Genomic DNA, 25,389 nt, shown 5'->3' with positions numbered 1-25,389 from the left:
CCGATACAATACGGAGAGGCGCAGCAATGCGCTCGGCGGCCGCACGCCGGCCGAGTTCCGCGCCGCGCTGGGAAGGGCCGCGTAACGGTCCAAGAAATCGTCCGCAGTCCCACCTCCATTCTGGGATGCGCTTTCCATATAGAGAGTCAGCGGGAAACTGTGTCCCAGTCTAGACGTAGATTCCGGGATGCACTTTCCGGAATCCGCCGTCTGGGAAACTGTATCCCGTTCTGGGCGCAAATTCTGGGACATGCTTTCCGAAATCCGCCCAACGGGAAACTGTGTCCCAAACTACGGCCGAAAAGTGGGGCACGCTTTCCCGAGCGGTCTCCATGGGAAACTATGCCCCATTTCGAAGGCTCATTCTGAGATGCACTTTCCGCCGAGTCAGCGACCGTGGCTCTACCCTGCCAGATACACCTCTAGTGCGGGCAACGTGGCCTCCGCATCACGCCGACCGACCTGGTAGATACGTTCGAGCTCCTCTGGCTCACGACACAGCGATGGCACCTTCACCGATTCGCTCGGACGCACCACAAAAACCTCGTCGCCGGCCTCGCGACGCGTCAGGTCATCGAGCGTGGCGTTATAAACCTCGTGCCGGTGCTCAAGCGCCGCGACAAACTCTGGATAGCGGCGAAACACGCGGCGCAGCATAGGCATCAAGCTATTGGGTTGTTTCACAAAGCCCGCCGGCTGCGTCAGCACCACGATGTTACGGTCATACCCCTGCGCAAACAGCCATGCGCTGGGAATAGAATCGGCCACACCGCCATCCAGATATCGATGTCCATCAATCCAGACGGGCTTGGTCGCCACGGGAATCGCCGACGATGCCCGAATCCACTCGATATCGCGCTCGTCGCCATACGGCAGATCGTGATAGACGGCCTTGCCCGTCTCGATATCGGTACACACGCACGTAAATCGCATGGGGCAGGCGCGATACGCCTCCAAGTCGATGGGATCGCGCTCGATAGGCACCTCGTGATAGGCAAAATCGGCATTGAACATATCGCCGGTTCGCAGCCAGCTGGTCACGCTCGCATAGCGCTTGTCGGCACAATAGGCTTTGTTGTAGCGAATGGCGCGGCCGATCTGGCGCGATTTAAAGTTGTAGCCAAACGCCGCGCCCGCCGAGACACCCACCATATGATCGCAGGTCAAACCGTGCTCCATCCAAACGTCGAGCACGCCCGCCGTATACATACCGCGGTAGCCGCCTCCCTCGAGCGCAAGCCCCACTGTGTGTGATGTCTCCGGCTGTGCCATGCAACCATCTCCGTTCCCATGCTTTTGAACTCAACAAGTATATCTGTCAACGTATGCCGTCAAAAACGTGTTTATAAGCATTTATCGAACGTTTCCCAATGCATTCCCCATGCCGTACCGCAATGCCCCTAGATGGCCTTAGGCATGAACGCCCTTAAGAACGTTGCGGGATAAACATCGCCCGCACCATGCCAACGTCATCGCACGCAACGTGAGATAATTCTCAGCAGAATTCACCGATAGCAGAGGGAGTTTGTGATGAAGGTTCTTTTGGTCAATGGCAGTCCCAAGGCAAACGGCAATACCGCCCGCGCACTCGCCGAAGTCGCCGAGCAGCTCAATGCCGAAGGCATTGATACCGAGGTGTTTCAGCTGGGCGCCAAGCCCATTCGTGATTGTATCGGTTGCGGCCAGTGTGGCAAGCTTGGGGGTCGCTGCACCTTTGACGACGACGTGGTGAACGAGCTCATCGCTGCCGCTGAGCAGGCAGACGGCTTTGTCTTTGGCTCACCCGTCTACTATGCGCACCCCAGCGGACGCATCCTTTCGGCCCTCGACCGCGCCTTCTATGCGGGCGGGCACGCCTTTGCGCACAAACCCGGCGCCGCGGTCGCTGTCGCCCGTCGCGGTGGCACGTCGACCACCTTCGATGTGCTCAACAAGTACTTCACCATCAACCAGATGCCCGTGGTCGCCTCCACGTACTGGAACAACGTCTTTGGTCGCGTGCCCGGCGACGCCGATGGGGATGCCGAGGGCCTTGCCACCATGCGCAACATCGGCAAGAACATGGCCTGGCTCCTGCAATGTATCGAAGCAGGACAGGCCGCCGGCATCAGCGCGCCCGAAGCCGATCGCGAGCGTACCAACTTCATTCGATAAGTCCAGCGGTGGTCACCTCGATGTTCTATCAATGTCAGCGAAAAGCCAGCTGATGAGGCAAGGTGCCTTGAAAGAGGAGGGCGCTGGGCTGTTGCCCGCGCCCGACGATTGAAAGGCAGATTGCCCATCAGATGGCTTTGCAGCGTCGAGGTGACCGCCGTTCGTTAGAACGGCGGAACAGATACATGAACGTGCAAATCTTCGGCACCAAAAAGTCCTTCGATACCAAGAAGGCCCAGCGCTATTTTAAGGAGCGCCGCATTAAGGTGCAGTTTATTGACCTTAAGGAAAAGGAGATGAGCAAAGGCGAGCTCACGAGCGTGATGCAGGCGGTCGGCGGCATCGACAAGCTGCTCAACCCCAAAGCCAAGGACGAGGAGACACTCGCACTTATCCAGCACCTCACTCCCAGCCAGCGCTTTGATAAGCTGCTCGAGAATCAGCAGGTACTGGCCGAGCCCATCGTGCGCAACGGCAAAAAGGCCACCGTCGGTTATTGCCCCGATGTATGGGGAGCCTGGGAGTAGCCTGTGTTATTTGCCGGCGCGTGGGTATAAGAGCAGGCGTTTGGCATAAGATTCAGCTGTAAGCCATATCTAACAAAGGAGGGCACATGCCCAACAAGCCCGTGAAGATCATCATGCTTACCGGATACCTCGGTGCCGGCAAGACCACGCTGCTCAACCATATCCTCGCCAACGACGGCGGCATCCGCGCCGCCGTGATCGTCAACGATATCGGCGAGATCAACGTCGACGCCAGCCTTATCGCCGACGGTGGCCTTTCCGAGACCGACGACCTCATCCCGCTCACCAACGGCTGCATCTGCTGCACGCTTTCGGACGACCTGGCCAACCAGCTGCAGGGCATTGCCGATTCGGGCAATTTCGACTACATCATCATCGAGGCCTCCGGTATTTGCGAGCCTATCCCCATCGCCTACACCATCTCGAGCTTCTGCGACGAGGCCAAAGTGGGCGGCGAACCCAAGCTCGCGCTCGACAACATCGTTGCCGTGGTCGACTGCGCCCGCATGTACGACGAGTTCAACGGCGGTCGCGACCTGCTGGCCGAGGATATCGACGAGGACGACATCGAGAGCCTGCTCATCCAGCAGATAGAGTTTTGCTCCACGCTGATCCTCAACAAGACCGATACCGTGAGCCCTGAGCAGATCGCCGAGCTCAAGGCCATCGTGCGCAGCCTGCAGAAGGACGCCGTGATTGTCGAGGCTCAAAACGGCGAGGTCCCCATGGAGGAGCTGCTCGATACCGATCGCTTCGACTTTATGCGCGCCTACAACTCCGCCGCCTGGATCGAGGCCATGGAGCATCCCGAGGAGCACGACGACCCCGAGGTGCTCGAGTACGACATCGAGACCTTTGTGTACTCGCGCCGTAAGCCGTTTGACCTGCAGAAGTTCACCGATTTTGTTGAGCAGGAGTGGCCCGACGAGGTCATTCGCGTCAAGGGTCCGCTGTGGCAGACCGGCGATCCGGACATGTGCTACATGTTCGAGCAGGCCGGCCGCCAGATGCGCCTGATGGAGAACGGCTTGTTCGTTGACTCGGCGCCCGAGGGCGAGAAGCAGAAGATCATCGACGAGAACCCCGAGATCATGCAGATTTGGGACGACGAGACGGGCGACCGCATGACGAGCCTGTGCATCATCGGCCGTCACATGGACAAGGATGCGCTCATCGCCGCCCTTGATGCCTGCCTGACCGACTGGCACCGCGCTTAGGTTATCCAAGTGGGCGTTTTCCGCCCACGTAACCATCAAACCACCACGAAGGTACCCTTCGTGGTGGTTTTTCGTTCTATGCCAAGGAGATTCATGTTCAATATCGTGCTGTATGCGCCCGAGATTCCGGCCAATACGGGTAATATCGGCCGTACCTGCGTGGTCACCGGCGCCCGCCTGCATCTGGTGGAGCCACTGGGCTTTTCGCTCGACGACAAAACGGTGCGTCGCGCCGGCCTGGGCTACTGGCAAAACTTGGACGTGACGACCTATGCCAGCTGGGAGGATTTCCTTGCGCGCAATGACCTTTCCCCCGCCGACGACCGCTTGCATCTGCTGACCAAAAAGGCACGCCGAACCTATGCGCAAAGCACTTACCGTGACGGCGACTATTTGGTCTTTGGCAGCGAAAGCTCGGGGATTCCCGAAGGGCTGCTCGCCGCAGCGCCCGAGCGCTGCGAGCGCATCCCCATGCTGCGCGATTGTGACTCACTCGACAACGCCGAGGCCTGGGAAGCCCACGAGGAATCGCTCGGACATACCGAGGACGGCCATGAGGCCATCCTTCGGCAGGATATCTGCGGCAACTTCGTCAATCCGGACGACTACCGCATCAGCGCACTCAACCTCTCCAACAGCGCCGCCATCGTCCTCTACGAAGCCCTGCGCCAGACAGGCTTTCCGGGAATGTGACAAAGGAACTGCCCCTTTGTCACATTCAAGCGCCACGCCGATGGCACACACGCCTAATTGACGCTCTTGATAAAGAGCCCTTACTTTTAATCAGAATTAACTAAAGTAAAATGAAGTTAAACGGCGGTGTGAAAGGATGCTGAGGGAATCGATAGAGCCGTTCGCTCGATCTCTGGTTTTCCCTTCCTATTGCAACTCGTAGGCTGCCGTGCCTGGAATCTCACAAGCGATTCGAAGGAAATCTCGTCACGCGACTTTGACATGGGAATCAAAATCGCACACGACGAGATGGACGACCGAATCCTCGCGGCAACCTATCGGGAACTCACGGCAGAGGACAAGCGATTCCTCATCGCCATGCTCGATGACGAGGAAGAATCCACCACCGCTGACCTTGTCGAGCGCCTTAAGCGTTCGCCGCAGCAGGTCTCCCGCTACCGACGCCGCATGATAGATGCCGGCATCATTGGAGAACGCGGGCGCGGAATCGTCGCTTTTGAATTGCCATTCTTCCGCGACTATCTCGCCGCTCAATGCGTGAAATAGGCATCAATGAGGCAAAGGGACTGTCCCTTTGCCTCATTGTCTATAGGTAGCGGCCAGTAATGCTCTTGGAGCAAGCAGCGATATCCGCCGGCGTGCCGGCGCAGACGACTTGCCCGCCCGCATCGCCACCGCCCGGCCCCATGTCGATCACATAATCGGCATTGCGGATAAGGTCGAGATCGTGCTCGATCACGATAACCGTGGCGCCCTTGGCGACGAGGCCGTCAAACACGTTCAGCAGCACCTGAACATCGAGCGGATGCAGGCCGATCGTGGGCTCGTCGAATACGAATACGGCATCGTCCTGCACGCGGCCCATCTCGCTCGCAAGCTTTAAACGCTGCGCCTCGCCGCCCGAAAGCGCCGGCGTGGGCTCACCGAGTGTAAGATAGCCCAAGCCCAGGTCGTGCAAGGTCAGCAAGTGCGCCTGAACCTTCTTGAGCCCCACCGTGGCGTCGATGGCCTCGTCCACACTCATGTCCATGAGCTGCGGCAACGCAAGCTTGCTCCCGTCCTTGCCCTCGCGATGGATATGCGAGGCGGCCTCGGCGTAACGCGAGCCTCGACATGCTGGGCAGACGATCTCGACGTCGGGCAAAAATTGCACGTCGAGCGATATCGAGCCCGTGCCATCGCATGTAGGGCAGCGCAAGGCGCCAGTGTTGTAGCTAAAGGCACCCGCCTTGTAGCCGGCTGCCTTGGCCTCGGGCGTACGGGCGAAAGCGCGACGCAGCTCATCATGGATGTCGGCATAGGTCGCTACCGTCGAGCGCACGTTGGCGCCGATAGGTGTAGCGTCAACCAGGTTTGCGCGTGCGATGCCCTCGGCGTCGACCCAGCGCACATGGCTTGGCAGGCGCTCGCCAGCTGCCTGGGCCTTAAGCGCCGGGATGAGTGTCTCGAGCACCAACGTCGTCTTACCCGAACCCGAAACGCCCGTCACCGCGACAAGGCGACCGCGCGGTATATCGACTTCGAGCGGTTTGACGGTATGGATGGCATCGGTTGCCATGCGGATGTGGCCCTGATCGAACATTTCCTCGTCAGTCACCTGCGGACGCATACGCTTGGGGTCTGCGCGCAAAAACGGGGCGATGCGGCTGCCCTGCGATTGTTCGACCTCGTCCACCGTGCCAGCGGCAATCACATTACCGCCGCCTGCTCCGGCAACGGGGCCCATCTCGACCAGATAGTCGGCTTCCACCAGCACACGTGTATCGTGGTCGACAACAACCACGGTGTTGCCGTCATCAACCAGATCGCGCATCACGCCTACCAGACCATCAACATTGGCAGGATGCAAGCCAATCGAAGGCTCGTCCAACACATAGAGCACGCCCGTCGATCGGTTGCGCACCACGCGGGCGAGCTGCACGCGCTGACGCTCGCCCGTGGAGAGCGTGGCGCCGGCGCGATCGAGCGAAAGGTAGTCGAGACCCAGATCGACCAGGCGACGGGCCGCGCTCAAAAACGAATCGCAGATATCCATCGCCATGGGCCGCATCTCGGGCGGCAAGGATGCGGGCACCCCGTGCACCCACTCAACCGAATCACCAAGCGTCATGGCCGCGGCCTGCGCCAGATTGATACCGCGCACCTGGGGCTGGCGCGCAGCCTCGGAGAGGCGCGTGCCGCCACAGTCACGACATGGCCCCTCGCGCAAAAAGCGCGCCACGCGTTTTAAGCCCTTGTCGTCCTTAACCTTGGCGAGCGCATTCTCGACGGTATAGACGGCGTTGTAATAGGTAAAGTCGAGCGGCGTGGCGCCCTCGCCGTTTTTGGGAACGTAGAGAATGTGCTTCTTAACCGCCGGACCGTGAAACACGATGTCGCGCTCTTGAGGCGTGAGCTGGTTAAACGGCACGTCGGTGCGCACACCCATCTCGCCTGCCACCTGCTTCATCAGATCCCACATGAGCGTGCCCCAGGGAAGCACCGCGCCTTCGTTGATGGTCTTGGACTCGTCGGGCACCAGGCTCGCCTCGTCCACCTCGCGCATGACACCGGTGCCGCCGCAGGTGGGACACGCGCCGCCGCTGTTAAAGGCAAGGTCCTCGGCACCCGGCGCGTAGAACTCACGGCCGCACTCGGGGCACGTGAGCGACAGGCCCGCGGCCACGTTAAGGCTCGGCTCCACGCGCGCCCCGCAGTGCGGACACACGTGATGGGCGCAACGGCTAAAGAGCAGACGCAGGCTATTGTTGAGCTCGGTCATGGTACCAAAGGTCGAGCGCACACCCGGCACGCTGGGGCGCTGATGCAATGCGAGCGCCGCCGGTACGTGCAGCACCTCGTCCACTTGGGCATGTTCGGCCTGCGTCAGACGGCGGCGGGTATAGGTGCTAAGCGCCTCCAGGTAGCGACGCGAGCCCTCGGCATAAAGAACGCCCAGTGCCAGCGAACTCTTGCCCGAACCCGATACGCCAGCAATACCCACGAGCTTTCCCAGCGGAATATCGATATCGATGTCCTTGAGGTTGTGCACACGCGCGCCACGTACCTCTATAGCCTGCGGGCTCATCTTCTGTTCCGTCACCTTTATCACCCTACTCATGCCATAAAACGCGGTCGCGAATGTATTCGCCCAGCATGGGCACGGTAAACCGGACGAGGCCGTATCCGGCAGCCTCGATGACGCGCTCGCGAATCAGGCTTGCGCGATATTTACTCGCCCAGCTTTGGGTGCGGTCGCAGCGCTCAATGATGTCAGCCATGCGCGTCGGCTTGCCCCCATCAGCCGCCATGGCCTCGATAAAGAGGCGCTGCGGACTGCGCAACCCGTAATACAAAGGGGCGTCGACTGCTTCATAGAACTCGGAGATGGCATCGGCGTAGCCAGCCTCGACATCGCACACTTCAATGACCCGCGAGTCACGCCGGACAGCAGACCTCCACATGTAATATCCCACCAGCTGAACCATATAGGGATACCCCATACTCTTGCGCGCCGCAAGGTCCGCCGTCTCCGCATCAACGCAAAGACCAGTGCCTTTGACCGTCTGGATATATGAATCGCGCACTTTGGGCAAAGAAATCGCCCCCAGCGTACGCTGCTGGGCGCGGCGCAAAAACGTTACGCTCGGCTCTTCGAGCAAGTCATCGACCATGCTGGGCAAGCCGGCAAAAACCAGCGCAAGACCGCGCTGGTCGCTATCGGGCAAGCCCGTAGCATCCTGGTCTCCGAGCACCTGCTGATAGAGAACGGCCAGCGCCGCCAGCTCCTCGATAGATGCCGATTGGGCCTCGTCAATCGCAAACAGTAAGCCCTTTCCCGGCCCGAGTTTCCTGAGGCGTTCGTTGACTAACCCGCGCAACGTCTCGCCTTTTGCCCGCGCCGCCTCGACCGACATTCGGCCAAACGACGGACCAAACTCCATTGACGTCACAACGGGTTTATTCGAGCGAAGCGCGTCGGCCAAGCGGTCGCATAGGCCAAGCGAGGCGGAATCGGAGACAACCGCCCATCCGCGCTTGCTAGCTAAACGCTGCAGCTCCCGCAAGAGAACTGTTTTGCCACAGCCGCGGTTTCCCGTAATGAGCATGAGCCTGCCCGGAGCTCCGGCGCCGTTATCGAGCCCTTCCTCGAAATCTTCGATGACCGACTCGCGGCCGATGAGTATCGGAGGCCGCTTGCCAGCCGTGGGCTTAAAGGGATTTGGATTCATGTCGGCCTCCTCGGATTGGCAAACCCTGGTAACAGTTATACCAACTTATACCGAGTTATACCAACAGGATGCGACAAAGAGACTGACCCTCTATCACCTATGGCCGAAAAACTCGACGTCCGCCGCTCGCCAGGGGCGGAAGGTGGCGGGATCGACCTTTACGTGCGCTGCCTCGGGGACGTCGTACCACTTGACCGTGTAGCCAGCGCCGTGAGAGCAAAAGACCGAGTCGGGCGTGTTGGGTAGATCGGCCTCGGGCTCATAGGCGACAGTCTCGATGACGCGCTCGGCATCATGGCATGCCGCATAGCCGGCAAACTCCAGGTACAGATGCCCGCGACCGCTCGTGTAAGTGGCCACCTCCAGCGCATAATCCTGCACCTCAGATGCCGGCACGCGACCCACAAGCTTTGCCCGTTCGCCCGCCATCGTCGGCGGCTCGTACTCGGCACCCATGCGCGTGGCGTCTGACAACGCCCTGCCCACACACTCCCCCGGCACCTCGAGCTCAAAGCGATACCACGGCTCCAACAGCACCGCCGCGCCGGCCTCACGCGCCTGCATGAGCCCCTGGCGAATCGCGCGGTACGTGGCCTGGCGAAAGTCGCCGCCCTCGGTGTGTTTGGCATGCGCGCGGCCGCCCGTGAGCGTAATGCGCACATCGGTGATGGGCGAGCCGGTCAGTACGCCCAGGTGATCGCGCTCCATGGCGTTGGTGAGCGCCAGACGCTGCCAGTTAAGATCGAGCTCGTCGGTCGAAGTCACGGTGCCAAACTGCACGCCCGAACCCGCTGGCAACGGCTCCAGGCTCAGATGCACCTCGGCATAGTGGCGCAGTGGCTCAAAGTGGCCCACGCCCTCGACCGGCTGCGAAATGGTCTCCTTATAGAGAATGCCGCCGGGCTCAAACGAAATCGAAAGGCCAAAGCGATCGGCCAACACCCGCTGCACGACCTCGAGTTGCACGGCGCCCATCAACTGCAGGTGAATCTGCTCCAGATGAGTATTCCAGCTTACGCCGAGCATGGGGTCTTCGTCCGCCAACTCAGTCAGCGCTTTAAACACCGCATGGACATCGTGTTCACCCGGAAGCACCGTATAGGTGAGGACCGGAGCGATGACGGGCGCATCACACACGGGCTCCGCACCCAAGGCGTCCCCTGGGCGAACGTGCGCAAGACCCGTCACGGCACAAATACCGCCAGCAGCAACTTCTTGGGCAAGCTCATACTTTTCGCCGTTATAGATGCGCACCTGATCGACCTTCTGCTCCCATGCCGCGGCACCGGAACGTCCGCTGATCATCTGTTTTGCACACAGCGTGCCGCCGGTCACTTTAACCCATGCCAAGCGCTCGCCGCGATCCCCGCGGCTGACACGATAGACGCGCGCGGCAAACTCCGGAAGCCATATCTGTTCGCGCATCAGCACGCATATGCCATCCAGCAGCTCGCTCACGCCCTGGTCCTTGAGCGCCGAGCCGGCAAAGCAGGGAAAGAGCTTGCGCTCGGCAACCATGCGCGACAGCGTTGCGACGGAAAGCTCACCTGCCTCAAGAAACTCCTCGAGCGCCGCCTCGTCCAACGCTGCAGCGTCCTCCTGAACGGCGCCGCCCTCCAGCAGTTCGTTGGCATCCAGGCAGCCTTCGGAAAGACGCCGCCCAAGTTGTGCCAGCAAAACATCGCGGCCGGGATTCTCCAAATCGATTTTGTTGATATAGATGAACGTCGGGATGTCATAGCGTGCAAGCAGGCGCCACAGGGTTTCGGTGTGCCCCTGCACGCCGTCGTTGGCGCCCACAACTAAAATCGCGTAGTCGAGTGCGCGCAGCGTGCGCTCCGCCTCGGCAGAAAAATCGACATGCCCCGGTGCATCCACGAGCATGACGCGGGTATCACCGTGGTCGAGCACGGCCTGCGACGAGAAAATCGTAATGCCGCGCTCGCGCTCGATCGCGTTAGTGTCCAGATGCGAATCGCCATCGTCCACGCGGCCGCGCTTACGAATGCGACCCGCATCGAACAGCATGGCCTCGGCCAGCGTGGTCTTGCCAGCATCGACATGCGCCAAGATTCCAACGACCGCTTGCTTCGACATGGCTCTCCTCTTATTGCAAGCCCGTCGCACGCGGCAACGGGCGCTCTCGTTCCACACTGGATGATACAATTTACAGGCCGGCGGGCGAAGCGGGCCCTATCCCCCGACCGAGCTCATCGCCCCGCGTTGCCGTGCGGCGATTTTCGTAGGTTCGCGCCTTGCGAAAGCCGGCACCTCCCCTTTTTGCCTGCCCGGGCTCATCCGGGGCGGCAATAACGCGAACCCCACAACAGCGAGGAGTCACCATGAAGACATTGCTCAACGAGTTCAAGGAATTCATCAATCGCGGCAACGTGATGGACATGGCCGTCGGCGTGATTATCGGCGGCGCATTCACCGCCATCGTGACCTCACTTACCGATAACATCATCAACCCGCTTATCTCCGTGATTGCCGGCGGTAGCGCTACCGAGATCTCGGGGCTGGTGGTGCCGGGCACCAATATCGACTTTGGCGCCTTTATCGGCTCGTGCATCAATTTTTTGATTGTGGCGGCAATCGTCTTTGCCATCGTCAAGGCATTCAACAAGGCGCAGGAGATCGGCGACAGGCTCGCCGGTGCCACCGCCGAGGAAGCCGCACCGGCGCCCGTCTGTCCGTATTGCCTGGAAGAGGTGCACGAAGGCGCGACCAAGTGTTGCCACTGCGGAAGCGAGCTGCCCCGAGCGTAGGTGCCTTAGAGCCGACAGCGAGCGACATCTATCACCTTGCAAAACAGCGCAGCGATCAAAAATGGCCCCATCCGGGGCCATTTTCGCTTACTTGGAGCGTAGATACGCGCCCCCGCTCTTATGCCTCGCGCAGCCAGTCAAATGCAACACGCGGCGTGCCGTCCGACACATACACAACGCCGGCACGCTCAAACCCCGCTTTAATACTCGCGCCCTGCATGGGCAGGTTGTCCCGATGCGTATCGATACGCAGATGGTCGGCACGCTCTTTGGCAAAGGCGAACATCGCAGCCGCGATACCGTGCACGGTGCCGTCGGACGCCACACGGTGCAGCACGGCGTACGGAGTGCCGCTACGCCATTGCCCGTCCTCAATTACGTCATAGCACTCGTCCGGGCCCGGTAAAAAGGCAAACGTCGCCACCACGCGGCCGTCGACTTCGAACACATAGCTACCACCGGCAGCGATATCGGCAGCCAGTTGCTCGGCAGAAGGCGTGCCCTCGGGCCACTGCGTGGCGTTGCCATGCGCGCGCATAAAGGCACGGGCCGCGTCATAGATAGCCATGACGGCGGGAATGTCGGTATCGAGGGTTTTTCTGATCATCACGCGGCGACCTCACGTTTATTGGTATCACTTTGATTGAGCAATGATACCAGCGTTTGAAGAGGGGCGAGAAGCAGATGGGAAGCAAAAAGCGAGCCGCCTGGTCAAAGGCCAAAAGCGAGTTTTTGGGCGCTGCCACCGGTGGCGCTATGAGCGACCTGTTTGCGCGCGAGGACGAGCGCCGCGACGCCCTGAACGCCGAGCGCGATGAAGCCTGGCGCTACAAGTCGTGCGAGCGCAAAAACCGTTACGACACACGCGCCGAGGCCGAGGCCGTTATGGCCGACTGCGAAAACCGCGGGCGGCGTGGTTTGGCCTGCTACAAATGCGAATACTGCGGCGGCTGGCACCTGACGTCGCACCCTTGGAAATAGACCCCGCATCGGCACGACACTGACGGAGCGCCAACCATCGCACGCAAGCTACGGGCGCGGCGGCACCAAAACATCGTAACGAACGGCCTTGCCCGCAAGTTGATAGCTCGGCTTAACGCCGGCAAGCAGCGGCCCCTTCACCGGCCGCTTGATAACGACCTTGCGCGGGCGCACCGCAAGCGCAGCTTCGACCAGCGTCTCCTCATCGGCACACGGCTGTTCCAGATGATGCAAGAGTTGAAACTTCTTTTTAACCGCCGCGCTCTTTGTGCGCTCGGGAAACATGGGGTCCAGATACACCACGTCGGGAGCGGTGAGCTCGCCCTGCCCGATCAACTCAGTTATATGGTGAAGGCCGGCAATGCTGTCCTCGCCCGCATGTAAGCGCATGCGTGCCACGGCAGTCGCAAGCGCCGGATCATCTGCCGCGCGATCCAAGGCATCCTTGAGGAGCGCCGCGATCACGCAATCCTGCTCATACAGATCGACGGTAAAGCCCGCAGCCGCCAGCAGCAGCGAATCCTCGCCAAAGCCTGCCGTGGCATCAATCGCCCATGGGCACTCGACGCCTTTTGCGCGCGCAGCCTTTACCAACAGCTCTTGCTGCAGACGGCCCTGTTTGAGCCGTGGCAGCATGCGGACAAAATCGGCACGCAACTCCATCGTGCCGTCGGTGAGCGTGAGGCCCGCGGACTTCCCGGTCAGCTCAAGCCCCGCGGCCCGAGCAACAGAAAAGGGATCGACGACGCCCATGGGTACTCCTTAACAAGCAAAATGAATACGTGAGCGCCGTTTATGCCAGCACCCAACCGTCCGCTATTGTCCCACATGCGACATGGCCCACAGCATCCCAATGCAAAGCACCGCCATCAATCCCGTGCACACGGCAGCGATCACAGAATCGCCCATGCGCCTTCCCAACGACCGCGGCTCATGCACTCGCCCTGCTCCGTACATCATGGCTCCTCCTTAAGAACAGCTCCTTGTTACGGTCTCATCATCGCAGCGCCGCACATGAGCTGCCATCGATTTGGCTTACGTCCAGCTTTCCTTTTTGAAAGGTCGAATTGGGCTGCGCGGGCTCAAAGCGCTTTCAGGCGCACGCATCGCTGCGTTGAACTACAATGTGCTTCACCATATGTGCAGCACATGGGCTACGCCAGATCGGCGTACTCGTATCGAAAGGACCAGCCATGAGCTCCGCTCGCAAGACTCTCAAAATCCTTGCCCTCATCTACTTTGTTTTGGGCATCGCCAGCCTCGTCATCGCCGGCATCGGTATCGCCAGGGGCAGTCTCGATTCCACGTACGGGTCGAACGCCATGCTCGCCGCGGTCGTGCTTGTCGTCAAGGGCATTGTCGATCTTTCCGCAGGTGTTGCGGGCATCAAGGGCGCCAACAAGCCCTCGCAGGTGGATAGCGCGTTTAAGCTCGGCATCGTTGCCGCAATCGCCACGATTGCGCAGGCCGTGCTCACGCTTCCCGCACTCGGCGGCAGCGCCGTCAATATCGGTGCCTTTGTCATCGTGGTCTACGACCTGTTCTTTGTTCAGCAGGCGCACGCCGTTAAAGCCGAGAACAAGGACCGCCTGTAGGCACTCGCTTCTCATAACCCCTGCAGCCAAGCAACTAACATGGGCCGATCGCGCAGTAACGCGGTCGGTCCTTTACATTTGCCCAGATAAAACCTGCCAAAATAAACCTGTCCCTTTTTGGCAGGTTGGTTAGCTGTAGCGGTACTCGGCAATGATGAAGTCGATGTCGGTTTTAAGGGTGTCCAGGTTTGCCAGGCGCTCTTTGTCGGTAGGGCGTGTGCGGTAGTAGTACGGCGTCATCTGGAACACCGCCTCGATGTCGGCCTGGGTCTGGAGCGTAATATTCGCGGACACCCGCTGTGTGCCGACCAATTTAAGCTCCATCGTCTTCGGAAGCTTTTCGTCGTTGAGGTACGGCGTGTCGTAGAGCACCTCCTTGAGCCCAAAGAGATGACGGGCACCCGGCACCACGGTGTAGAGCGAACCCTCCGGCGCCAACACGCGGGCAAACTCGCGCTCGTTAAAGGGAGCAAAGAGCTCGGTCACCATATCGAAGGCGCCATCGGCCACTGGGATGTCTTTCATGTTGGCCACAAAATAGGTCGCATCGCCGCGCTTGGCGGCCAGGCGTACCATTTCTTTGCCCAGGTCAAAGCCATAAGCGTCCACGCCCGGCACCGCGCCCATGGCGCTGGTGTAGTAACCCTCGCCGCAGCAAATATCGAGCAGCGTCATGGGGCCGCCTGGAGACGCAGCACGCCCAGAAACCCGTTTGCGCACCAGCTCGACCATTGCATCGCGCAGCGGCGCATAGTAGCCACGGTTCAAAAAATCACGACGGCTGCGTGCCTGCGACTTGGGATCGCCCATGGAGTCGCCGCTCTTGGACGAACGTAGCAGATATAGATAACCCTCGCGCGCACGGTCAAACCGGTGTCCGCCCGCGCATGCAGCACCGCGCTCGTCGTCCACCAACGGCTCATGGCAAACGGGACACAACAACATGGCAACTCCTTAGCGCGAACAACACAACGTATACCATTGTCGCACGCCTTCCCCACCTAGTCATTGGGGACGTTCTTGAATGACTAGTCGTTTAAGAACGCCCCCAATGACTAGGTGATTAGGAGTATCATCGTCTGCGCAAATAAGCACGAAATAGCACGTTAGAGATTGAGAGCGTATGGCTGATACCGCATCTAAGCACATCGACATGACCACCGGCTCACTGTGGCGCAATATCCCCCTGTTCGCCTTGCCCGTGGCCGCCACGAGTATCTTGGAGCAGCTGTCAAACCTCATCGCCACGGTCATTATCGGTAACTTCTCGGGCGACCAGGGAACCCTCGCCATGGCGGCAGTCGGCTCCAATGTTCCGCTTACCAGCCTTATGCTCAACCTGTTTATTGGCATGTCGCTTGGCTCCAACGTGGTCATCGCCAACGCTATCGGCCGCAACGATCAGAATATGGTCAAACGCGCCGTCCATACCTCGATTTTAATGGCGCTCGTGGGCTTTGTCGTCATCGCTCTGGGCGAGATCTTTGCCGAGCCCATGCTCGCTGCGCTCAACGTTCCCGCCGAGACCATGCCGCTCGCTTCGCTCTATCTACGCGTCTTTTTGCTCAGCATGCCCTCAATCTTGCTCTACAACTTTGAGGCCGCGATCTTCCGCTCCGTCGGCATCACCCGCATGCCGCTGCAAGCGCTTGCCGTGTCCACCGTCCTCAACATTGGCCTGGACCTCATCTTTGTCCCCGTACTCCACTGGGGCGTCGCGGGTGTCGCCATCGCCACCGTCATCGCCTACACCGTCAGCGCCGCTACACTCTTTATCCACCTGCTCAAGACCGACTCCGTCGTCCGCGTCACCCCGCGCGACCTTGCTATCGACCCCGTCGCCCTCAAGCGCATCGTCAAGATCGGCCTGCCCGCCGGCATCCAAAGCGCCGTCTTTGCCGTCGCCAACATCATCATCCAGTCCGCCATCAACAGCCTGGGCACCGAGGTCATGGCGGCCTCGAGCGCCGCCATGAGCCTGGAGTACGTGTGCTACAACCTGCTCAACAGCTTTAGCCAGGCTTGCACCACCTTTGTGGGGCAAAACCACGGTGCCCGTCAGATCGACCGCTGCACCAAGACCCTTAAGGTCTGCCTGGTCGAAGGCGGTATCGTCGCGCTCACCACGATTATTGTTATTGTCGGCCTGGGGCGCGAGATCTTGTCGTTGTTCAACAGCGATCCCAACATCGTCTCGATCGGCTATATCCGCGTGTGCTCGATCTTCCCTGCGTATGCCTTTAGCATGTTCTACGAGAACATGTCCGGCTACTTGCGCGGCTTTGGTATCTCGCTCATACCCGCCCTTATCACCATGATCTGCGTCTGCGGCATCCGCTTCTATTGGGTATTCTGCGTGTTCCCGCACTTCCGCACCTTTGCGAACATCATGATGGTCTACCCCATCAGCCTGGGCACCACGGCGTTCTTTATGGTCGTGGCGGTACTACTCTGCCACCCGACACGCACCTATCGCGCCACCCAAGCCAAAGCGACAGCCTGCTAAACACCGCACTCAACGCCACGCCAGTCATTAATTGACAATATGCGAGCTCATATAGTCGATAAAGCGCCTCGTGGCGATAGGCATGGTGTCCCAGCTGCGCCAGGCCGCCACTACGTCGCGCGAGGGGGCGTGCACGATGGGACGTACGCGAATATCGGCCTGCATGCCCTCAACGGTACGGCGATACAGCATGCTCACGCCCAGACCCTCCTCCACCATCGCCATAATGGTGTAGTCGTCGGTGACCTCGCTCGTCACGTGCGGCGACAGGCCATGCGCCGCGAATGCATCGAGCACCAGGCTCTGTTCGCCCTCATCCAGCAGCACAAACGGCTCGGAAGCCAGGTCGGCGAGCGTCACTTTTTCCTTTGCCGCCAGCGGATGCGCGACAGGCAACAGTGCCACCAACTCGTCGTGATAGACCACGCGCTTCTCGAGCCCTGCGGTAAACCCACGTGCCGTAAAGCAAAAATCCACTACGCCGTCGTGCACCCATTGGGCGTTGCGCGTGTAGTCGCCCTGCTTGAGGGTAAAGCGTACGCCCGGGTGCAGCGCCCCAAAGTCGCGGATCACGCGCGGTAACACGGTTCGACTCACGTTGGTAAACGTCGCGATGCGAATATCGGACGACGAAAGCCCCAGCAGCTCCTGGCGCTTGCCCTCGAGCTCAGCCTCGGCAGTCACAATCTGGCGCAGATACGGCAGATATTGTTTACCGTCGCGCGTAAGCGAAACGCCCTGCTTACCGCGCTCGATAAGCGTGGTACCCAGCTCGCGCTCGAGTGCCTTGACGGCCTGGCTCACCGCACTTTGCGTATAGCCCAGCTCGTCCGCCGCGCCCTTAAGGCTGCCGCAATCGACCACCATACAAACAATCTGATACCGCGACGCCATCGTGCCTCCACAACAATGCAGCCGTAAAACGTTTTGCCAGTGCTTTTCCTAATGACATTAGCATTTCTTAATCATACTGAAGATACATTCGCTTTACTACATCAAAATCTGGGAGCAGAATCCTTTTTACGAAACCGTTCTGCAACAAAAGGAGTCCCATGGATCGCAAAAAAGCAATCGCGCTCTCATTTTCCGTTCCCGTCGCATGGGGCTTTTCGTATCCCCTCATGAAGATCGGCATGGACAGCATGAACGCCACGAGTATCGTCGCGCTACGCTGCATCATCGCTTTTGTGGCCTGCCTGCTGCTCTTCCACAAGCGCGCGTTGCGCATTAACCGCGACCTTATGGTCCGTGCCGCCATCATCGGCGCCATCATGGCAACCGAGCTCACCTGCATGTGCCTGGGCTCCAGCCTCACCTCTGCCTCCACTGCCGGCTTTTTGCAGAGCCTGACGGTCGTGATCGTGCCGTTTGCCAACGCCGCCCTGCTGCACCGCGCCCCCGAGCGCAAAGTGCTCGTCGGCACCGCCATCGTCACCTGCGGTATGTTGCTGCTCTCGGGCGCCGACTTCACCAGCCTGAACCCGGGCGCGCTCATCATGCTGCTCTCCGCCTTTGTCTATGCCGGCCACATTATCGTGGCCAAGCGCTTTGTCGAAGAAGTCGATCCGCTTACTCTGGGCGTTTGGCAGCTGGGCTTCGGCGGCTTATTCTCGGGCATCGCCGCATTCACCTTTGGCGGTTTCACACTCCCCGGCACGCCGGGCGAGGTCGTGGTCGTCGTCGCACTCGCACTCATCTGCTCTGCCTACGGCTTTATCACCCAGACGCTCGTGCAGCCCCACGTGCCCGCCGAGACCACCGGCTTTGCCTTCTCGCTCGAGCCAGTCTGCTCCGCCGTCTTTTCGTTCTTCCTAGTCGGCGAGGTCCTGAGCCCCATCGCCTTCCTGGGTGCAGCTCTCATCCTCACCGGCGTCATGGCGGCAACCGTCGAGCTTCCGCGCCTCCGCGCACATGGACGCGCTCGTATGGCAGGAGCGCCCGAACGCGCCTCGTAGACCCCGCCCCTCATACAGCCGCGGCATAAAGGCAACCGGTGCGCCTTTACAATAGATGCCAACATAGCATTTGCCATAAAGGAGCTCCATGAACACCGCAACTCGCGACCGCAACATAGCAACTTGGTTGGGCGATGCGCCGCAGCCGGTACGTGACACTACGAACCAGCTGCTCGAGCGCATCGCCCTTTTGCGTGCCGAGCAGACCATCTACCCGGCACAAGACGACATCCTCAATGCCCTCGCCTACACGCCGGCCGACCAGGTCAAAGTTGTCATCTTGGGCCAAGATCCTTATCACGGACCCAACCAGGCCATGGGGTTATCGTTTTCGGTCCCCGCGACGCAAACCAAGTTGCCGCCAAGCCTGCGCAACATCTATAAGGAACTCAAAGCCGATCTGAGTTGTCCCATTCCCGCCACGGGAGATCTGACGCCATGGGCACAACAGGGCGTCCTGCTCCTCAACACTACGCTCACCGTGCGCGAGCATGCCGCGAACTCACACGCCAAGCTGGGCTGGAGTACGCTCACCGACTACGTTATCGAACGCTGCTGCCAGCTACCCCAACCGGTAGTCTTTTTGGCATGGGGCCGCTTTGCCCAGCAGATGGTTGAGGGCAAGCTCGCCGCAATCGACGCGGGCAAAACGACCGGCAAGTTCTGCCTTGCCTCCACGCACCCCTCGCCGCTTTCGGCCAACCGTGCCACGGCAGAACTCCCCGCTTTTATGGGGTCACGACCCTTCTCGGCAGCCAATCGGCTACTCGAACAGCACGGCTCGACCCCCGTCAACTGGACTTGTCTCGGCTAAAAATCGATACATCAAAAACGCGCCCGACGGCTTTCCATCGGACGCGTTTCCTATTCGGGCCAAATAAATTGTGTGCGGCCGGCCTCGCCGCCATCAATGAGCAGGCTCTGCCCGGTCATAAACCGGTTGGTCACGCCCACAAAGTAGATCCATTCGGCGATCTCTTGGGCGGTTGCCCAGCGTTTAAGCGGTGTAAGCTCCATAATCTGGTTCCACAGGTGTTCGTCTTCCATCACGCAACGGTTGAGCGGCGTGATAACGCCACCCGGGTCCACACTGTTGGCGATGGCCTGCGGTGCCAGGCGGTTTGCAAGGTTCTTGGTATAGGCGATAACGCCGCCCTTGCTGGCAGCATAGGCGGGAAACTCCGATCCCGTATGCCCACTCGCCGACCCCACATTGACCACGGATTTGATAGCCGACGCCGGCTTGGCAGCAAGCCCCTCCCCCACAAAGGCGTAGCACTCGGTCACGTTGATGGTGCCACAAAGGTTGGCGGCGATGTCGTCAGCCGAATCCTGCGCACCGGCAACGTTCACGATTACCTGGGGTTCAAGATCGCCTGGAAACGAGTCAGGCTCGCGTACATCAACGACCAGATGGCGGTAGCGCTCGTGTTCGATCACCGCCGGCAGCAGATCAAAGCCCACGACCTCGTGGCCCTCGTCCAAAAAGCGCCGCACGCACGCGGCTCCGATACCGCCCGAAGCGCCCGTAATCAAAACCCGCATACTTGCTCCTTAGGCGGTTGCATGGCGCTCAAGGTACTCGGCGCCCACATTCTCACGCTCCCAGCCGCGCACGACCTTGTAGCCCACGGGGCTCAGGAAGACCTCGCACAGCAGCTCGGCGACAGCGCCGGTCAGCGAGCACATAAGGACCTGCACCCAGGTCCAACCAAAGAACGTGTGACTCACTACAATGGCAAAGACCAGGTTGTCGATAAACTGGCCAACACCCGTGGACACATAGGAGCGGAAGGCGAAGCTCGCAAAGTTATTCTTTTTGAGCATACGGCCGAGCGACTGGTTGAGCGTGGAGTTAACCACGGCAGAAGCGAGCATTGCCAGCGAAGAGCCCAGCACCACGTACCAGGTGCCGCCGATGGTGGCGTTAAGGGCGGTGTTGACCTCGATCATGCCCGTGTCGTAGTAGGCGCCCCACATGCCGGGCGTGAGCGAGCATGCCCAAAAGCACAGGCTCACGGCAAGGTTGACCGCCAGTGCGAGGATAGAGATTTTGATGGATGCCTTGGCGCCAAAGCGCTTGCAGATCATGTCCTGGCACAAAAACGAGACCCAGCTCACCACAAAGCCGCAATCGAGTGCCAGATACGGCAGGCTGATGAGCTCTTTGTTGGCCAGCAGGTTCATCATGATAACGCTCACGAAAAACAGCGAAACCGTTGCCGCGGGAATGCTCCGCAACAGGACCTTGTAGTCCTCCATGACCTTCTTGATCATTATGTACTCCTTTGGTTTTAGGTTTAACGAGCAGGATATCGGACCCGAACTGCTCGGACGCCCCGGTCTTGAGGCGACGGTGGGCATGATAGCCGCTCACGCGGTATCAGGCAAGCAGGCAGCGCGGCAGCCCCGCAGGGCCACCGCGCCGATGCGTTAAAAGACTACGTTGCCAAACTCCGACAGGATAAGGTCGGGGTTGTGGTCGGTTGCCCAATCCACGTTCCACGGGCTCGTAAACAGCAACAGCTTGCCACCGCGCATGTCCTCGACGCGCAACGTGTCGCGCGTGAGCGAAAGGCCCGGGATATCGATGGTGTCGGGGTCGTTCTGGATCCAGCGAATGTCCGTATAGGGCAGCGGCTGGCGACGAACCTCAACACGGTACTCGGCCTTGAGGCGGCGCTCGAGTACCTCAAACTGTAGCACGCCGACCACGCCCACGATGACGCTCTCCATGCCGGCACCCAGCTCGCGGAAGATCTGGATGGCGCCCTCCTGGGCAAGCTCCTCCATGCCCTTGACGAACTGCTTGCGCTTGAGCGTGTCGACCTGCGTAATGCGAGCGAACATCTCGGGGGCAAACGTCGGGATCTGCGGATACTGCACATGGCGCTTGCCGGAGCACACGGTGTCGCCGACGCTAAAGATACCCGGGTCGAACAGGCCCACGATATCGCCCGCGTACGCCTCGTCCACGATGGCGCGGTCGTCGGCCATCATCGACGTGCCCGTGGCAAGCTTAAGCTTGCGGTTGCCCTGCACGTGGAAGGCATCCATGCCGCGCTCGAACTTACCCGAGCAAATGCGCACAAAGGCGATGCGGTCGCGGTGGTTCTTGTCCATGTTGGCCTGGATCTTAAACACAAAGCCGCTAAAGTCGTCGCGGCAGGGATCGACCGGTTCACTGGTAAGCGTATCGGTATAGGCACGCGGCGTCGGGGCTAGACGCAGGAACTCCTTAAGGAAGGGTTCCACGCCAAAGTTGGTAAGCGCCGAGCCAAAGAACGCCGGGCTCAGCTTGCCGCAGGCCACGGCATCCAAGTCGAGCTCGTCGCCGGCGCCATCGAGCAGCTCGATGTCGTCCATCAGGTTCTTATGGTTCTCCTCGCCGATGAGCTCATCCATGGAAGAATCGCCCAGCTCGGCCTCGACCTCGGCGACCTTCTTGGTGGCGTTGGCGTGACCGTCGCCCTCAAAGGCAATGACGCGACGGGTCTGACGATCGAACACGCCGCGGAAATTGCGGCCGCTGCCGATCGGCCAGTTCATGGGATACGTATTGATGCCCAGGACATTCTCGATCTCTTCCATGAGCTCAAACGGATCGCGAGCCTCGTGGTCGAGCTTGTTCACAAAGGTGAAGATGGGAATGTGGCGCAGCGTACAGACCTTAAAGAGCTTCTTGGTCTGGGCCTCGACGCCCTTGGCGCCGTCGATGACCATGACTGCGGCGTCAGCGGCCATAAGGGTACGGTAGGTATCCTCCGAAAAGTCCTGGTGACCGGGGGTATCGAGGATGTTGACGCAGGCGCCGTTGTAAGTGAACTGCAGCACCGAGGAGGTGACGGAAATGCCGCGCTCCTTCTCGATGTCCATCCAGTCCGAGACGGCATGCTTGGCCGAGCTCTTGCCCTTGACCGAGCCGGCGGTCTGGATGCTGCCGGTATAGAGCAGCAGCTTCTCGGTAAGCGTGGTCTTACCGGCATCCGGGTGGCTGATGATCGCGAATGTGCGGCGCGACGAGATTTCATCCGACAGGCTTGCCATGCGGATCCTTTCTTGCATTGAGTGCATTACGTCGTTGTAGCCGTACTATTGTAGCCGCGAAATTACGCTCTAGGGCGCCTATCAGGACAAATTCATCAGTTGGGGCCTGTGTAGCAGTCGATGACGGCACTCCGCAGCAGTTTGTCTCGATCTGTAACATCTAGACGGTTTTTGAACCTCTACCTGTTACAGATTTAGACAAACAGGTGGGCGTCCCAGAAAGATCTCGATCTGTAACATCTAGCAGCCAAAAACTTCTCCAGTTGTTACAGATTGAGACAGCCAGGTGGGGCCCACCAGCAAAATCTCAATCTGTAACAGGTAGCCGTCCAAATCGGTTCCAGATGTTACAGATTGAGATGAATGAACGAGCGGACAATCCCTATTTGCCTCTTGCATAACTGTGCATAGTGTATATATACTGTGCTTACCGGTTATATACACGTGTAGCCCAACAGCTAAGGAGCCGCTGTGGACATCATCCTATCCAATTCGAGCGACAAGCCCATCTACGAGCAGATAACCTCGCAAGTCAAAGCTCAGATCTTATCGGGCACGCTCGCTGCGGGAGCCAAACTCCCCAGCATCCGTGCACTCGCGAGCGACCTGGGTGTGAGCGTCATCACCACCAAGCGCGCCTACGCCGACCTAGAGCAACTCGGGTTTATCTGCACCGTGCAGGGCAAGGGCTGTTTTGTCGCCGAGGGCAACCAGGAGCTCTTGCGCGAAAACCAACTCTGCCATATCGAAGACCTGCTTGCGAAAGCGGCAAGCCAAGCCGAAGCCTTGGGCGTCACGCGCGACAAACTGCACGAAATGCTCGACCTGGTAGCCCCCGAAACCATGCAGTAGCCATCTGCAAGAAAGGCTATACCATGCAAAACTTGCTTGAACTCAAAGGCATCTCACGCGCTGTAAGCGACCGCTTTTCACTACGCGATGTCACGCTCGCCGTGGAGCCCGGCCAGATTGTTGGCTTTGTGGGCGCAAACGGCGCCGGCAAGACAACGACCATTCGCGTCGCGCTCGGGCTTATAAAGCTCGATGCCGGCGAGGTGCACCTGTTTGGGCAGTGCTGTGGCGCCGACGTACCCGGTGAAGTGCAGCGCTGCTTGCGCACCCGTATCGGCCTCGTGCTGGACACGTGTCCTTTCCCTTCCACACTCAAGGTGACCGAAGTTGAGGCACTCGTAAGCCCGGCGTATCCCACCTGGAGCCACGACACCTTCGCCAGCCTCATCGACCGATTTGGCTTGGATCCCAAGGCGAAGGTCAAGGACCTCTCCCGCGGCATGGGCATGAAGCTGCAGCTTGCCTGTGCGCTCAGTCACAAGGCCAAGCTGCTCGTTTTGGACGAAGCCACCGCGGGTCTTGATCCCATGGCACGCGAGGAGCTGCTCGATGAGCTGCTTGCCTTTGTCGCCGACGGCCAGCGCAGCGTGCTGCTCTCGAGCCACATTACGTCCGACCTCGATCGCGCTGCCGACCGCATCATTTGCATCGATAACGGCTCGATTGTGTTTGACCTGCCGCGCGAGGACATTACCGACCGCGCCGGCATCGCCCACTGTACCCAAGCGCAGGCCGCCGAGCTTATGGCTTGCGTCGAAGGCGCCCGTGCCGCCCACCACGCTTATAGCGTGGACGTGCTCGTGCCCAACCGTCGCGAAACGCTCGAGGCCTTCCCCGAGATTCCCTGCGATCGGGCAACCATTGACGATTATCTACGCCTCACGCTGAAAGGGGCTTCGAAATGAAACGCGCCTTTATGTCCGAGCTCGCCATCGTTCGCACGCTTGTCCCAAGCATAGCGGGCGTCGGCCTGTTCATATTCGTTGTGCTGACCCTCGCCAACACGTCAGGTGGCGACTCTGGCACAAGTGCCGGTGCCTGCGCGCTCAGCGCCATGTCACCCATCATGGTCATGAGCTCGCTGGCAGGCTTCGACAATCAAAACGGATGGGAGCGCTATAGGGCAACGCTGCCCCTCACGCGCAAAGACATTATTTGTGCCCGCTACCTGAGCATCGTTGTCTTCTCGGCCGTCATGACGTGCGCTGCCACGCTTTTGAGTATCGTCGCCATCCCGCTCTTCAACAGCGCGGGCATTCCTTCGACGGGACAGACGGTCTTTGAAATCGCAATCGCCTCGGCAGCATCGATGCTCATCTCCCTCATGATGGTGTTTTTGGCGCAGCCGCTGTTCTTTCGATTTGGACACATGGAGGCGCTGCGCCTATCCGTTGGCCTGTTTGCCCTGCTCGGATGCCTTGCCATGGCCACGTTGAGCTCCTCCAACCCCATCAGCAACTGGCTTATGTCGATTGCCGGGGCGAATCCCGATCCCACCGTCCTTGGCTGTCTGTGTGCAGGAACTGCAGTACTGGCGCTCGCACTATGTGTAATCAGCTGCGCTGTCAGCACCAAGGTTTATCGAGTACGCGATCTGTAATCGACGGCTAAAAAAGCTTAGGTGGTACCCCGCTTATTTTTTCAATGAAACGAGGCGGCATAGCGTCACCACCGCCCTTCACAGCAGGCCGTCTAGTTCTTGGCAACCAAAAAGACACCGTCAGCATATCGAAGGTGAATACTTTTCCGAGAAGTGAACGAGTAAAAACAGTGCCCTGTAGCATCGACATTTTTAAGGACTCAATTCCTGCGGTTTTTGTCTAAGAATCCTGCAGTTTTGTTCGAAAAAAGTGTGCATGTTCCAGGGGTCCAGATTTACTCGT

25 protein-coding genes are annotated in these 25,389 nt (G+C 59.7%); 14 read left to right on the top strand and 11 right to left on the bottom strand.

Features of this window, described 5'->3' with window-relative positions; genetic code table 11:
- Nucleotides 1-402 precede the first annotated feature (402 nt).
- Complete coding sequence (locus ACTQX9_RS07950) at nucleotides 403-1,272, bottom strand: patatin-like phospholipase family protein (protein ID WP_427719865.1); 870 nt, start codon at nucleotides 1,270-1,272, stop codon at nucleotides 403-405.
- Nucleotides 1,273-1,530: 258 nt separating this feature from the next.
- Between ACTQX9_RS07950 and ACTQX9_RS07945 the strand changes: the two genes are divergently transcribed.
- The 5 genes from ACTQX9_RS07945 (at nucleotide 1,531) to ACTQX9_RS07925 (ending at nucleotide 5,137) form a co-directional block, all read left to right on the top strand.
- Nucleotides 1,531-2,154: a flavodoxin family protein gene (locus ACTQX9_RS07945; protein WP_427728306.1), complete on the top strand. Its 624-nt coding sequence runs from the start codon at nucleotides 1,531-1,533 to the stop codon at nucleotides 2,152-2,154.
- Nucleotides 2,155-2,339: 185 nt separating this feature from the next.
- Nucleotides 2,340-2,681, top strand: a complete 342-nt coding sequence (locus tag ACTQX9_RS07940; protein ID WP_055252194.1) for an arsenate reductase family protein — start codon at nucleotides 2,340-2,342, stop codon at nucleotides 2,679-2,681.
- A gap of 86 nt (nucleotides 2,682-2,767) precedes the next feature.
- Nucleotides 2,768-3,898, top strand: coding sequence for a GTP-binding protein (locus ACTQX9_RS07935; protein WP_427747510.1), 1,131 nt, complete (start codon nucleotides 2,768-2,770; stop codon nucleotides 3,896-3,898).
- Between the two features lie 93 nt (nucleotides 3,899-3,991).
- On the top strand, nucleotides 3,992-4,591 hold the full coding sequence (locus tag ACTQX9_RS07930; RefSeq protein ID WP_441068575.1) for a tRNA (cytidine(34)-2'-O)-methyltransferase: 600 nt from the start codon (nucleotides 3,992-3,994) through the stop codon (nucleotides 4,589-4,591).
- A 261-nt stretch (nucleotides 4,592-4,852) separates the two neighbouring features.
- The gene (locus ACTQX9_RS07925; RefSeq protein WP_441541050.1) at nucleotides 4,853-5,137 is read left to right on the top strand and encodes a winged helix-turn-helix transcriptional regulator; all 285 of its coding nucleotides are present in this window, start codon (nucleotides 4,853-4,855) and stop codon (nucleotides 5,135-5,137) included.
- A 40-nt stretch (nucleotides 5,138-5,177) separates the two neighbouring features.
- On the opposite strand, the gene ACTQX9_RS07920 is transcribed toward ACTQX9_RS07925, so the two are convergent.
- The 3 genes from ACTQX9_RS07920 to ACTQX9_RS07910 all read right to left on the bottom strand — a co-directional run bounded on the left by ACTQX9_RS07920 (nucleotide 5,178) and on the right by ACTQX9_RS07910 (nucleotide 10,899).
- On the bottom strand, nucleotides 5,178-7,691 hold the full coding sequence (locus tag ACTQX9_RS07920) for an excinuclease ABC subunit UvrA (RefSeq protein WP_441541048.1): 2,514 nt from the start codon (nucleotides 7,689-7,691) through the stop codon (nucleotides 5,178-5,180).
- Nucleotides 7,684-8,802 carry an AAA family ATPase gene (locus ACTQX9_RS07915; RefSeq protein ID WP_441541046.1) on the bottom strand — a complete coding sequence of 373 codons (1,119 nt, stop codon included), beginning with the start codon at nucleotides 8,800-8,802 and terminating at the stop codon, nucleotides 7,684-7,686. Before ACTQX9_RS07915 ends, ACTQX9_RS07920 begins: the two co-directional genes overlap by 8 nt.
- 93 nt (nucleotides 8,803-8,895) lie before the next feature.
- Nucleotides 8,896-10,899, bottom strand: a complete 2,004-nt coding sequence (locus ACTQX9_RS07910) for a GTP-binding protein (protein WP_441541044.1) — start codon at nucleotides 10,897-10,899, stop codon at nucleotides 8,896-8,898.
- Nucleotides 10,900-11,144: 245 nt separating this feature from the next.
- Here ACTQX9_RS07910 and mscL point away from each other — a divergent pair, with 245 nt between their 5' ends.
- Nucleotides 11,145-11,570: a large conductance mechanosensitive channel protein MscL gene (gene mscL / locus ACTQX9_RS07905; RefSeq protein ID WP_154517006.1), complete on the top strand. Its 426-nt coding sequence runs from the start codon at nucleotides 11,145-11,147 to the stop codon at nucleotides 11,568-11,570.
- Nucleotides 11,571-11,688: 118 nt separating this feature from the next.
- On the opposite strand, the gene ACTQX9_RS07900 is transcribed toward mscL, so the two are convergent.
- Nucleotides 11,689-12,177 (bottom strand): N-acetyltransferase, encoded by a 489-nt coding sequence (locus tag ACTQX9_RS07900; protein WP_441541042.1) that lies wholly within the window; start codon nucleotides 12,175-12,177, stop codon nucleotides 11,689-11,691.
- A 77-nt stretch (nucleotides 12,178-12,254) separates the two neighbouring features.
- On the opposite strand from ACTQX9_RS07900, the gene ACTQX9_RS07895 reads away from it, so the two are divergent.
- Nucleotides 12,255-12,551: a hypothetical protein gene (locus ACTQX9_RS07895; RefSeq protein WP_427747514.1), complete on the top strand. Its 297-nt coding sequence runs from the start codon at nucleotides 12,255-12,257 to the stop codon at nucleotides 12,549-12,551.
- A 48-nt stretch (nucleotides 12,552-12,599) separates the two neighbouring features.
- Here ACTQX9_RS07895 and ACTQX9_RS07890 read toward each other — a convergent pair whose 3' ends face one another.
- Nucleotides 12,600-13,304, bottom strand: a complete 705-nt coding sequence (locus ACTQX9_RS07890; protein ID WP_441541040.1) for a class I SAM-dependent methyltransferase — start codon at nucleotides 13,302-13,304, stop codon at nucleotides 12,600-12,602.
- A gap of 440 nt (nucleotides 13,305-13,744) precedes the next feature.
- Between ACTQX9_RS07890 and ACTQX9_RS07885 the strand changes: the two genes are divergently transcribed.
- The gene (locus tag ACTQX9_RS07885; RefSeq protein WP_427728325.1) at nucleotides 13,745-14,146 is read left to right on the top strand and encodes a hypothetical protein; all 402 of its coding nucleotides are present in this window, start codon (nucleotides 13,745-13,747) and stop codon (nucleotides 14,144-14,146) included.
- Nucleotides 14,147-14,275: 129 nt separating this feature from the next.
- Here the strand turns inward: ACTQX9_RS07885 and ACTQX9_RS07880 are convergent, their stop codons facing one another.
- Nucleotides 14,276-15,091 carry a putative RNA methyltransferase gene (locus ACTQX9_RS07880; protein ID WP_441541038.1) on the bottom strand — a complete coding sequence of 272 codons (816 nt, stop codon included), beginning with the start codon at nucleotides 15,089-15,091 and terminating at the stop codon, nucleotides 14,276-14,278.
- 178 nt (nucleotides 15,092-15,269) lie between these two features.
- Here ACTQX9_RS07880 and ACTQX9_RS07875 point away from each other — a divergent pair, with 178 nt between their 5' ends.
- Nucleotides 15,270-16,652: an MATE family efflux transporter gene (locus ACTQX9_RS07875; protein ID WP_441541036.1), complete on the top strand. Its 1,383-nt coding sequence runs from the start codon at nucleotides 15,270-15,272 to the stop codon at nucleotides 16,650-16,652.
- Nucleotides 16,653-16,679: 27 nt separating this feature from the next.
- Here the strand turns inward: ACTQX9_RS07875 and ACTQX9_RS07870 are convergent, their stop codons facing one another.
- Nucleotides 16,680-17,546, bottom strand: coding sequence for a LysR family transcriptional regulator (locus tag ACTQX9_RS07870; RefSeq protein WP_441068590.1), 867 nt, complete (start codon nucleotides 17,544-17,546; stop codon nucleotides 16,680-16,682).
- A gap of 158 nt (nucleotides 17,547-17,704) precedes the next feature.
- Here ACTQX9_RS07870 and ACTQX9_RS07865 point away from each other — a divergent pair, with 158 nt between their 5' ends.
- Entirely contained in the window at nucleotides 17,705-18,607 is a 903-nt protein-coding gene (locus ACTQX9_RS07865; RefSeq protein WP_441541034.1) for a DMT family transporter, read from the top strand.
- A gap of 88 nt (nucleotides 18,608-18,695) precedes the next feature.
- Entirely contained in the window at nucleotides 18,696-19,421 is a 726-nt protein-coding gene (locus ACTQX9_RS07860) for a uracil-DNA glycosylase (RefSeq protein WP_427719354.1), read from the top strand.
- A 50-nt stretch (nucleotides 19,422-19,471) separates the two neighbouring features.
- Here ACTQX9_RS07860 and ACTQX9_RS07855 read toward each other — a convergent pair whose 3' ends face one another.
- The 3 genes from ACTQX9_RS07855 to ACTQX9_RS07845 form a co-directional block, all read right to left on the bottom strand.
- Entirely contained in the window at nucleotides 19,472-20,152 is a 681-nt protein-coding gene (locus tag ACTQX9_RS07855) for an SDR family NAD(P)-dependent oxidoreductase (RefSeq protein WP_441541032.1), read from the bottom strand.
- A gap of 9 nt (nucleotides 20,153-20,161) precedes the next feature.
- The gene (locus ACTQX9_RS07850) at nucleotides 20,162-20,884 is read right to left on the bottom strand and encodes a VUT family protein (RefSeq protein ID WP_427794268.1); all 723 of its coding nucleotides are present in this window, start codon (nucleotides 20,882-20,884) and stop codon (nucleotides 20,162-20,164) included.
- Nucleotides 20,885-21,040: 156 nt separating this feature from the next.
- Entirely contained in the window at nucleotides 21,041-22,654 is a 1,614-nt protein-coding gene (locus tag ACTQX9_RS07845; protein WP_427719358.1) for a peptide chain release factor 3, read from the bottom strand.
- A 471-nt stretch (nucleotides 22,655-23,125) separates the two neighbouring features.
- Here ACTQX9_RS07845 and ACTQX9_RS07840 point away from each other — a divergent pair, with 471 nt between their 5' ends.
- Genes ACTQX9_RS07840 through ACTQX9_RS07830 form a run of 3 tightly spaced genes read left to right on the top strand, consistent with a single transcriptional unit; the run spans nucleotide 23,126 to nucleotide 25,106 of the window.
- The gene (locus ACTQX9_RS07840; protein ID WP_370450620.1) at nucleotides 23,126-23,506 is read left to right on the top strand and encodes a GntR family transcriptional regulator; all 381 of its coding nucleotides are present in this window, start codon (nucleotides 23,126-23,128) and stop codon (nucleotides 23,504-23,506) included.
- 23 nt (nucleotides 23,507-23,529) lie between these two features.
- A complete protein-coding gene (locus tag ACTQX9_RS07835) occupies nucleotides 23,530-24,411 on the top strand; it encodes an ABC transporter ATP-binding protein (RefSeq protein WP_441541030.1) in 882 nt (293 codons plus the stop codon).
- Nucleotides 24,408-25,106 carry an ABC-2 transporter permease gene (locus tag ACTQX9_RS07830; protein WP_441541028.1) on the top strand — a complete coding sequence of 233 codons (699 nt, stop codon included), beginning with the start codon at nucleotides 24,408-24,410 and terminating at the stop codon, nucleotides 25,104-25,106. The genes ACTQX9_RS07835 and ACTQX9_RS07830 overlap by 4 nt, the downstream gene beginning before the upstream one ends.
- Nucleotides 25,107-25,389: the final 283 nt, after the last annotated feature.

Source organism: Collinsella sp. LCP19S3_F2 (assembly GCF_052121015.1).
Lineage (GTDB): Bacteria > Actinomycetota > Coriobacteriia > Coriobacteriales > Coriobacteriaceae > Collinsella.
Note: the sequence above shows the minus strand (reverse complement) of the source record. Positions and strands in the feature narration are given on the sequence as shown.

Bases quoted from the DNA above. Each gene is read 5' to 3' on its own strand.
- ACTQX9_RS07950 (WP_427719865.1), bottom strand. From the start codon at position 1,272: ATGGCACAGCCGGAGACATCACACACAGTGGGGCTTGCGCTCGAGGGA.
- ACTQX9_RS07945 (WP_427728306.1), top strand. From the start codon at position 1,531: ATGAAGGTTCTTTTGGTCAATGGCAGTCCCAAGGCAAACGGCAATACC.
- ACTQX9_RS07940 (WP_055252194.1), top strand. From the start codon at position 2,340: ATGAACGTGCAAATCTTCGGCACCAAAAAGTCCTTCGATACCAAGAAG.
- ACTQX9_RS07935 (WP_427747510.1), top strand. From the start codon at position 2,768: ATGCCCAACAAGCCCGTGAAGATCATCATGCTTACCGGATACCTCGGT.
- ACTQX9_RS07930 (WP_441068575.1), top strand. From the start codon at position 3,992: ATGTTCAATATCGTGCTGTATGCGCCCGAGATTCCGGCCAATACGGGT.
- ACTQX9_RS07925 (WP_441541050.1), top strand. From the start codon at position 4,853: ATGGGAATCAAAATCGCACACGACGAGATGGACGACCGAATCCTCGCG.
- ACTQX9_RS07920 (WP_441541048.1), bottom strand. From the start codon at position 7,691: ATGAGTAGGGTGATAAAGGTGACGGAACAGAAGATGAGCCCGCAGGCT.
- ACTQX9_RS07915 (WP_441541046.1), bottom strand. From the start codon at position 8,802: ATGAATCCAAATCCCTTTAAGCCCACGGCTGGCAAGCGGCCTCCGATA.
- ACTQX9_RS07910 (WP_441541044.1), bottom strand. From the start codon at position 10,899: ATGTCGAAGCAAGCGGTCGTTGGAATCTTGGCGCATGTCGATGCTGGC.
- mscL (WP_154517006.1), top strand. From the start codon at position 11,145: ATGAAGACATTGCTCAACGAGTTCAAGGAATTCATCAATCGCGGCAAC.
- ACTQX9_RS07900 (WP_441541042.1), bottom strand. From the start codon at position 12,177: ATGATCAGAAAAACCCTCGATACCGACATTCCCGCCGTCATGGCTATC.
- ACTQX9_RS07895 (WP_427747514.1), top strand. From the start codon at position 12,255: ATGGGAAGCAAAAAGCGAGCCGCCTGGTCAAAGGCCAAAAGCGAGTTT.
- ACTQX9_RS07890 (WP_441541040.1), bottom strand. From the start codon at position 13,304: ATGGGCGTCGTCGATCCCTTTTCTGTTGCTCGGGCCGCGGGGCTTGAG.
- ACTQX9_RS07885 (WP_427728325.1), top strand. From the start codon at position 13,745: ATGAGCTCCGCTCGCAAGACTCTCAAAATCCTTGCCCTCATCTACTTT.
- ACTQX9_RS07880 (WP_441541038.1), bottom strand. From the start codon at position 15,091: ATGTTGTTGTGTCCCGTTTGCCATGAGCCGTTGGTGGACGACGAGCGC.
- ACTQX9_RS07875 (WP_441541036.1), top strand. From the start codon at position 15,270: ATGGCTGATACCGCATCTAAGCACATCGACATGACCACCGGCTCACTG.
- ACTQX9_RS07870 (WP_441068590.1), bottom strand. From the start codon at position 17,546: ATGGCGTCGCGGTATCAGATTGTTTGTATGGTGGTCGATTGCGGCAGC.
- ACTQX9_RS07865 (WP_441541034.1), top strand. From the start codon at position 17,705: ATGGATCGCAAAAAAGCAATCGCGCTCTCATTTTCCGTTCCCGTCGCA.
- ACTQX9_RS07860 (WP_427719354.1), top strand. From the start codon at position 18,696: ATGAACACCGCAACTCGCGACCGCAACATAGCAACTTGGTTGGGCGAT.
- ACTQX9_RS07855 (WP_441541032.1), bottom strand. From the start codon at position 20,152: ATGCGGGTTTTGATTACGGGCGCTTCGGGCGGTATCGGAGCCGCGTGC.
- ACTQX9_RS07850 (WP_427794268.1), bottom strand. From the start codon at position 20,884: ATGATCAAGAAGGTCATGGAGGACTACAAGGTCCTGTTGCGGAGCATT.
- ACTQX9_RS07845 (WP_427719358.1), bottom strand. From the start codon at position 22,654: ATGGCAAGCCTGTCGGATGAAATCTCGTCGCGCCGCACATTCGCGATC.
- ACTQX9_RS07835 (WP_441541030.1), top strand. From the start codon at position 23,530: ATGCAAAACTTGCTTGAACTCAAAGGCATCTCACGCGCTGTAAGCGAC.
- ACTQX9_RS07830 (WP_441541028.1), top strand. From the start codon at position 24,408: ATGAAACGCGCCTTTATGTCCGAGCTCGCCATCGTTCGCACGCTTGTC.